The 7,851-nt window shown below is 63.4% G+C and carries 6 protein-coding genes; all 6 read left to right on the forward strand.

Annotation, left to right across the window (positions count from 1 at the left end):
- Positions 1-3 precede the first annotated feature (3 nt).
- A complete protein-coding gene (locus ACFQ6H_RS21095) occupies positions 4-1,500 on the forward strand; it encodes a condensation domain-containing protein (RefSeq protein ID WP_378534108.1) in 1,497 nt (498 codons plus the stop codon).
- Positions 1,500-2,963 (forward strand): condensation domain-containing protein, encoded by a 1,464-nt coding sequence (locus ACFQ6H_RS21100; RefSeq protein WP_378648338.1) that lies wholly within the window; start codon positions 1,500-1,502, stop codon positions 2,961-2,963. Before ACFQ6H_RS21095 ends, ACFQ6H_RS21100 begins: the two co-directional genes overlap by 1 nt.
- Before the next feature lie 118 nt (positions 2,964-3,081).
- On the forward strand, positions 3,082-3,987 hold the full coding sequence (locus tag ACFQ6H_RS21105) for a sulfurtransferase (RefSeq protein WP_378544955.1): 906 nt from the start codon (positions 3,082-3,084) through the stop codon (positions 3,985-3,987).
- A complete protein-coding gene (locus ACFQ6H_RS21110; RefSeq protein ID WP_317553297.1) occupies positions 3,984-4,400 on the forward strand; it encodes a SufE family protein in 417 nt (138 codons plus the stop codon). The genes ACFQ6H_RS21105 and ACFQ6H_RS21110 overlap by 4 nt, the downstream gene beginning before the upstream one ends.
- A gap of 4 nt (positions 4,401-4,404) precedes the next feature.
- Entirely contained in the window at positions 4,405-5,805 is a 1,401-nt protein-coding gene (locus ACFQ6H_RS21115; protein ID WP_378648340.1) for a condensation domain-containing protein, read from the forward strand.
- Between the two features lie 138 nt (positions 5,806-5,943).
- A complete protein-coding gene (locus tag ACFQ6H_RS21120; RefSeq protein ID WP_378534113.1) occupies positions 5,944-7,740 on the forward strand; it encodes an acetyl/propionyl/methylcrotonyl-CoA carboxylase subunit alpha in 1,797 nt (598 codons plus the stop codon).
- Positions 7,741-7,851: the final 111 nt, after the last annotated feature.

Genomic DNA, 7,851 nt, shown 5'->3' on the forward strand with positions numbered 1-7,851 from the left:
TCGATGGATCTGAACTTGATCACCCATTGGCACCCGCTTCCTGGACGGGTAATCGAATGGGGCGTCACGCATGCTTCCGCTCAGCGAGCCGCCGAAGCCGAGATCGACCGAGAACTACCCCCGACCACGATGCAGGATCGCCACCTGCGACGCGCCCGCGTCACAGCAGAAAAGGGCGATCCTCAGTCTCCGTGGATCGGTATCGCCTTCGATTTCGCCGGAACCCTCGACCGCGACGCCATGACGCGAGCCCTGCAGCGATACGTCCGACGACACGACACACTGCACAGCTGGTTCTCCTTCGACGAGGCCACCACCGACGCAGCAGACACCTCGTTCGAGGTCCGTCGACACGTCGTGCCGGTCGAGAGCATCGAACTCGAGTACCGCATCGGCGACGACGTCTCCGAAGCCGAGGCGATTCGCGCGCTCGTCGCCACCAAATTCGCCACGGAAACCAGCGCGCTGCAGTGGCCGGCATTCGTTTTCGGCGCCGTCGAGCACGATCACACGCACACGGAAGCCGAGCCGAGTTTCACCCTGTTTCACGCCGTCGACCACGCTCACTCGGACATGAACTCGATGGTCCTGATGTACGCAGAATTGCGTCAGCTGTATGCAGCGGAAACGACCGGGACACATCCCGAGCTAGGCCCTGCGGGAAGTTACGCGCAGTTCGGCCGAGTCGAGCAAGCACGGACAACCGAGCTGACGATGCAGTCACCCGAAGTACACCAGTGGCTCGGTTACCTCATGCGCAGCGGCGGCTCGTTTCCCGGATTTCCCCTCCCACTCGGGGCCGAGGACGCCCCCAAACCGGCTATCGGTTCGCGATTCGACCTGGCCGACGACACCGAGTGCGAAAAATTCGGTGCGATTTGTAAAGCCAACGGCGCCAACTTCATCGGCGGAATTTTCACCGCTCTCGCGATCGCGGAATTCGAACTGGCCGGGCGCGACAAGTACATTGCTCTCTCGCCGGTCAGCACGCGAACCGAGGCCGACTCGTTTGCGCAGGGTTGGTACATCAATCTGATCCCCGTCGGCATCGACGTCGACGACAAACGACGTTTCACCGAATTGGCGAAAGTCGGACAGCAGGGTTACCACGACGGCAAAGCGCTGCTGGACGTTTCCGTTCAGCAGGTCATCGATCTCGTTCTCTCCAGCATGTCGGACGAGAACTCCTCAGCACCCGGCGGACTGTCGAAAACGCTCACGCCGCCGCCGATCGTCTCGTACATCGACGGTCGACGCATGCCGGATCCATACAGTTACGTCGAGACGAAGGCAACGGGAATCGTCGGCGGCAAAGAGACTCAGATCGCGTCGATGTGGATCAACCGGATGCACACCGGTACGTGGATCGCCGTGTCACACCCCGACACCCCCATTGCCCACGAGTCGGCCACCCGCTTCGCCGAGCACGTCTCGAACATCATCAAAACAGTTGCAGCTCAGGGCGACTACTCGTTCTCCGCACCAGAGGGAGTGTCCTGATGCATGTCACCTCGATCGATCGATACGGACTCGACCCCGGAATCGTCACCGAATGGTCGCTCCAACCCGCTGAAGGCGCCGTCACGGAGTCGGAGGTACCACCGTCGTACAACCAGCATTTTCATCTCGAAACTGCGCGAACACACGGCATGGGCCGGAGTGTGTGGATGGCAGCCGCATTCGACCTTCCCGGCGAGCTGAATCGGCCGGCACTCGATCTCGCACTGCGCCTGTTCATCAGTCGCCATGACACGCTGCACACTGGATTCGAGGTGGGCGAGTTCACCACCACCCGTATGGGACTCGACCCTGAAGGCACACACATCGAGACTTCCGAGCCTCTGAAATTCGATTCCACCGAAGACCTACGAGCGCACCTCAAGAAGCGATTCACGACGGTGTGCGATCCCCTGACCTTCCCTGCCTACACGTTTGCCACGGTCGAACGCGAAGAGCACTACACGGTTCTGAGCGCGTTCGATCACACACTCGTCGACGGCTATTCGTTGGTCATCGCCCTCGGGGAACTGCGACAGATCTACGAGGGACTGATCGTCCTCCCCGAACTCGGCGACCGCGAGGCCGTCGACGCAGTGATGAACCGGTTGGGTGACCCGGGAAGTTTCGTGCGGTACTGCGAATTGGAGGCCGACGCTCTGCTTCCCGTCGACAACGACCCCCGAATCCGCGAGTGGGCCAGGTTCTACGAGATCTGCGGTGGCACCTCGCCGAGTTTCCCCTTGGATCTCGGCGTCGAGGGAGGAAAGCCCGCGCCGCAGGGCGCCGATGTGCGCGTGCTTCTCGACGAAGAACTGACGGCGACGTTCGACGAGATCTGCCTCTCCGCCGGCGGTAGCGTTTTCACCGGAATCCTCACTGCGATGGGCCTTTCCGTTCACTCGTACACTGGACAGTCGACACTTCCGCTGCAATTCCCGCTTCACATCCGCAAAGATCCGCGATGGGCCGACGCGATCGGTTGGCTCACCACGAGTGCGCCGATCACGGTGCAGATCACTCCCGATACGGATTTCGGTGCATCCCTTGCACATACGCACGCGTCGTTCCGAGTTGCGTTGACGCTCGAAGGCGTCACCATGGCTCAGGTTCGAGATGCTTTGGGCGACAAGATTCGACGCACGCGCACCGACGTCTTCATGGTGTCGTACATCGACTACCGCAAACTGCCCGGCACCGACGATCACGATCTCCTCAACGCTCATCACATCAGCAACGTTACGGTCGCCGACGATGCCCAGTTCTGGATTTCGCGGACGAACCGCGGTCTCTCGCTGCGCTCTCGCTTCCCGGACACCGACACCGCAAACGAAACCATGGTGAATTTCCTCACCGAACTCGACCGGATTCTGAGAGAGGTCTGCGCCCGGGGCGTGACGCCGATCGGAAGTGTCACCGAACAATTGAGAGATTCGAGCGTCGGAGCAGGAACACCGAGAATTTAGTTTCGGCAACGGGTACGAGCAGGCAGAACCTGCTTCCAGGCGTCTCGCCTTGCGCACAGCGCATAGAATCGATCAAGTCCGTGTTCGAACCGAACGATTCGTCTTCAGGAGTACGCCCGTGCCCGTTGCCCCCGATCCCTCCACCGCGTTTGCCGAGTTCGCGCATCCCGACCGGTTGGTCTCGACGGAATGGCTCTCGGCGAATCTCGGTGCGCCGGGTCTCAAGGTCGTCGAATCCGATGAAGACGTGTTGTTGTACGACGTCGGCCACATCCCCGGTGCCGTCAAGATCGACTGGCATCTCGACCTCAACGATCCGGTCACCCGCGACTACATCGACGGCGCAAAGTTCGCGGAGTTGATGAACCGCAAGGGCATCAGCCGCGACGACACCGTGGTCATCTACGGCGACAAGAGCAACTGGTGGGCCGCGTACGCACTGTGGGTCTTCACCCTGTTCGGCCACGAGGACGTCCGCCTGCTCGACGGTGGCCGCGATGCGTGGATCGCCGAGAACCGCGACACCGCTTTCGACGTTCCCGACATCACGTCGACCGATTACCCGGTCGTCGAGCGCAACGACGCTCCCATTCGCGCATTCAAGGACGACGTCCTCGCACACTTGGGCGACGGGCCGCTCATCGACGTGCGATCTCCGCAGGAGTACACCGGCGAGCGCACCCACATGCCCGACTACCCCGAAGAGGGTGCGTTGCGCGGTGGACACATCCCCAGCGCTCTCAGCATTCCCTGGGCGAAGGCAGCGGCCCCGGACAGCCGCTTCCGCACCCGCGCGGAACTCGGCGAGATCTACGGCGACCTGTCCGCCGACGACGACATCGTCGCGTACTGCCGCATCGGTGAGCGTTCCAGTCACACCTGGTTCGTGTTGACCCATCTCCTCGGCTACCCGAATGTTCGGAACTACGACGGTTCCTGGACCGAGTGGGGCAATGCCGTGCGCGTCCCGATCGTCCAGGGCGAACAGCCCGGCGCCGTTCCTTCCTCCGTATCGGCGTCATGAGCGCTCTACCTTCGGCTCTGGCCGAAATCGTCGAAGACTTCGCAGCCGTCGGAGCCTCGGACAAGCTCACCCTTCTCCTCGAGTTCAGCCGAGAACTGCCGCCGTTGCCGGCGGAGCTCGAACAGAGCGCGATGGAGCCGGTCCCCGAATGCCAGTCGCCGCTGTTCCTCTCGGTCGACGATTCGGACCGCGACAACGTTCGCCTGTACTTCAGCGCTCCCCCCGAGGCTCCCACCACGCGTGGTTTCGCATCGATCCTCGCGCAGGGGCTCGACGGTCACAGCGCCGACGAGATTCTCGGTGTACCCGACGACTTCTATTCGGCACTCGGTCTCGCAGAAGCTGTGAGCCCGCTCCGTCTGCGCGGAATGTCGGCCATGCTCGCGCGCATCAAGCGGCACTTGCGGGGCTGAAAACATGGAGTTCACCGAACTGGCCGACTATGCGATTCCGGCCGGCGCACTCGTCGAATGGTTGCCGTGCGCAACCGGGCCCTGGGTTCCGGATCCGCGGCCCGTCTCCTACATTCACGAGGCACATCTCAACCGTTCCGCTGCCGGCGCAGGCGACAAGTCTTGGCTGGGAACAGCTTTCGAGATTTCCGGCCCGCTCGACGTCGACGCCTTCCGAGTTGCACTCGGCCGGTGGATCGACCGTCATGAAGTTCTGCGCTCGCATACCGTCCTCGAACCCTCGAGCGGCGAGATCACCCGGCACACCGTCCCGATCGGCGGCATCGACATCGGGGTCGTCAGCCACGGCTACGACGCGTCCAGCCAGGACAACTTCGATCACCTTCACCGCCTGTTCGACGACTACGCGTCGCCGCACAGTTGGCCGTCGTACGTCTTCGCGACGTTGACGCCGCGCGGTGGCGACGGTCCGTTCACCGTGTTCTTCGCAGCGGACCATTCGATCATCGACGGGTTTTCCATCGTGCTCGTCGCTCACGAGATCGCAGCGCTGTACCGCGAGGCGACGACCGGCAGTGCGGCGAATCTGTTCCCCGTGGGCAGCTACGTCGATTTCGGTGCCGTCGAACGCGAGCAGATGGCCGACATGGAGGCCGAAAAGGCTGCGGTCGAGATCTGGCGCGGCGCGCTCGGCAGTGACGGATTACCCCAGTTCCCGCTACCGATCGGTGAACGTGGAAACGAATCTCAGAACGGCTTGTCGACCTGGCTTCTCGACGCCGACCAGTCCAAGGCCTTCAGTTCTACGTGCGCAGCCTCTGGCGTGGGGTATTTCGCCGGACTGCTCGGCGGCCTTGCCGCCGTGGGTCGCGAAGTCGCGGCAGCCGATCGATTCGAGGTCGTGACGCCGGTTCACACCCGTAGCGCCCAGGAATGGGCGGGTGCGCTGGGCTGGTTCGTCGGACTGTGCCCAGTCGAGTTCGTGGTCGGATCGAACTGTTCGTTCGGCGACCTCGCGAAGCGCGCCGCCGACTCGATCGCTTCGGTCAAGCCTGCCGCCGCTGTCCCGTTCGATCGGATCGGCGAGCACCTCGGAACGCCCATCCGACCGCGATTCGTGGTGTCCTACATGGACGTTCGCTTTGTACCCGAGGCCGCACAGTGGCCCGAATGGAACGCCAGAGCACTCCGAAGCAAGGCATACACACACGACGTCTACATCTGGATCAACCGCACACCCCAGGGCCTCAACCTCGCAGTCAGGTACCCAGGCAACGAGACGGCGAATGCCGCGGTCCACGCCTACGTGGCCGCACTGCGCCGGACCGTCGAAGAAATCGTCACCGAACCGGACACCGGCACCTCCGACAGCTACTCATCGGTAGTTTTCGAAACCGTTTCCTAAGCCGGAGTGGGCTTTAGCGATCCGGTTACAACCAGCGCCGAAGCGATGCATACACTCCGAAGTGATGCCAATCCCCCGATGGTGAAATCCCAGAGGAATACACCGCGGAGACAGACTATGCGAACCACAGGAGGCTCAGTGCCCAGTCATGCCAGCGCGCACATTACGAAGGTGCTTGTCGCGAACCGCGGTGAAATCGCGGTACGGGTCATCCGGGCGGCCAAGGATGCCGGCTACGGCAGCGTTGCCGTCTACGCCGAGCCCGATGCAGAAGCGCAGTTCGTGAAGCTCGCAGACGAGGCATTCGCCCTCGGTGGACAGACTTCCGCCGAGTCCTACCTCGTGTTCGACAAGATCCTCGACGCAGCCAAGAAGTCCGGCGCCGACGCCATCCACCCCGGCTACGGTTTCCTCTCCGAGAACGCCGACTTCGCCCAGGCCGTCATCGACGCGAACCTGATCTGGATCGGTCCCTCGCCGCAGTCCATCCGCGACCTCGGCGACAAGGTCACCGCTCGCCACATCGCGGAGCGTGCGAAGGCACCGATGGCGGCCGGCACCAAGGATCCCGTCAAGGGCGCCGACGAGGTCGTCGCATTCGCCAAGGAATACGGCGTACCGGTTGCAATCAAGGCTGCCTTCGGCGGCGGTGGACGCGGCATGAAGGTCGCGCAGACCATCGAGGAAATCCCCGAACTGTTCGAGTCGGCAACCCGTGAGGCCATCGCAGCCTTCGGTCGCGGCGAGTGCTTCGTCGAGCAGTACCTCGACAAGGCCCGCCACGTCGAAGCTCAGGTCATCGCCGACCAGCACGGCAACGTCGTCGTCGCCGGTACCCGCGACTGCTCGCTGCAGCGTCGCTTCCAGAAGCTCGTCGAAGAGGCTCCGGCCCCCTTCCTGACGGACGACCAGCGCGCACGCATCCACGCGTCCGCGAAGGCCATCTGCAAGGAAGCCGGCTACTACGGCGCCGGAACGGTCGAGTACCTGGTTCAGGGCGACACCATCTCCTTCCTCGAGGTCAACACCCGCCTCCAGGTCGAGCACCCCGTCACGGAAGAGACCGCGGGCATCGACCTCGTGCGTCAGCAGTTCCTCATCGCCAACGGCGAAGAACTCTCCATCAAGGAAGATCCCACCCCGCGTGGACACTCCTTCGAGTTCCGCATCAACGGTGAAGACGCCGGACGCGGCTTCATGCCTGCCCCCGGCCCGGTCTCCGTCTACCGCGAGCCCACGGGCCCCGGCGTTCGCGTCGATTCCGGTGTTGTCGCCGGCGACGTCATCGGCGGACAGTTCGACTCCATGCTCGCCAAGCTCATCGTCACCGGAGCCACGCGCGAAGAAGCCCTCCAGCGGGCTTCGCGCGCCCTGGCCGAGTTCGAGATCGACGGCCTCGCGACCGTCCTCCCGTTCCACCGCCACATCGTCGAGAACCCGGCATTCGTCGGTGACGGCGAGAAGTTCGACATCTACACCAAGTGGATCGAAACCGACTGGGAAAACCCCATCGAACCGTACGCCGGTTCCGGTGCTCCCGCGGACGACGAGGACGAGGCTCTGCCGCGTCAGAACGTCGTCGTCGAGGTCGGTGGACGTCGCGTCGAGGTTTCTCTCCCGGGTCAGTTCTCGCTCGGCAACGGCGGCGGCGCTGCCTCCGGTGCTATCCGCAAGAAGCCGAAGGCGCGCAAGCGCGGCGGCGCCGGCGGAGGTGCAGCATCGGGTGACGCTGTCACCGCTCCGATGCAGGGCACCGTCGTCAAGGTCGCAGTGACCGAAGGCCAGGAAGTCGCCGAAGGCGATCTGATCGCGGTTCTCGAAGCGATGAAGATGGAAAACCCCGTCAACGCGCACAAGGCCGGTGTCGTCACCGGACTGTCCGTCGAGCCGGGTGCAGCAATCACGCAGGGAACGGTTCTCGCTGAACTGAAGTAAGGCCTCCTGCCCCGTGGCCCGATGCCGGTGTGCCCCCCACCGGGAAAGCGCCCAGGGCGGTTTGGTTGCGGGATACCTTGGGGAACGACCCCGCCTGTGGACCGCGGCAGC

The sequence above is a fragment of the Rhodococcus sp. NPDC056506 genome, assembly GCF_042794945.1.
GTDB lineage: Bacteria > Actinomycetota > Actinomycetes > Mycobacteriales > Mycobacteriaceae > Rhodococcus_F.